Source organism: Paraprevotella clara YIT 11840 (assembly GCF_000233955.1).
In the GTDB taxonomy this organism is placed as follows: domain Bacteria; phylum Bacteroidota; class Bacteroidia; order Bacteroidales; family Bacteroidaceae; genus Paraprevotella; species Paraprevotella clara.
Map to the genome: position 1 here is coordinate 1 of NZ_JH376684.1, position 546 is coordinate 546.

The following is a 546-nucleotide window of genomic DNA, read 5'->3' on the forward strand; positions in this document are numbered from 1 at the left end:
GAGAAACGTGCTGGTTTTTACGCTATACGCCTTTTTTTATCGCCTCGTTATCAGCTTACTAATGTTCGAGAATGCCTCATTACAATAGCTAAACGCTATGAGGCAACTATACAAGCAGGGGTAGCCCAACAAGAGTACTCTGACCTGATCACACAAATAGAGGCACGTGCTATAAAAGAACGTGTCCCCTATACGATAGATGAAACTAGTATTAAGAAAGGAGACTACTATACAGTAGCGACTCCTGATAGTTTAGAAAGTCTTTTTGAAGACGATAGAAATGCCTTTATAGAGAAGTTATATCTTTTTACAGAAGCTATCAATAGTCCGCATTTAGGTCAGTTTCATTTACAACCAGTAGAAAATATCAATACACGCCGATTGCAGATAGAGGATACTCGCCATTATCTGAAGTCGCTTTGGGTGAATGAGGTAGCAGTGCCCGCAACTACTAAGTTGTTATTACTACCTAATGATGCTAAGGTGTATTATCAATTTCCTAACAATGAGCGACAGCTGCTACCCAATGAGGTAACGCACTTTAGT

Annotated in this window: 1 protein-coding gene; it reads left to right on the forward strand. The window is 39.7% G+C overall.

Features of this window, described 5'->3' with window-relative positions; translation table 11 throughout:
• The coding region (locus tag HMPREF9441_RS17060) for a hypothetical protein (protein ID WP_008623428.1) at positions 1 to 546 on the forward strand (546 nt) is incomplete at both ends.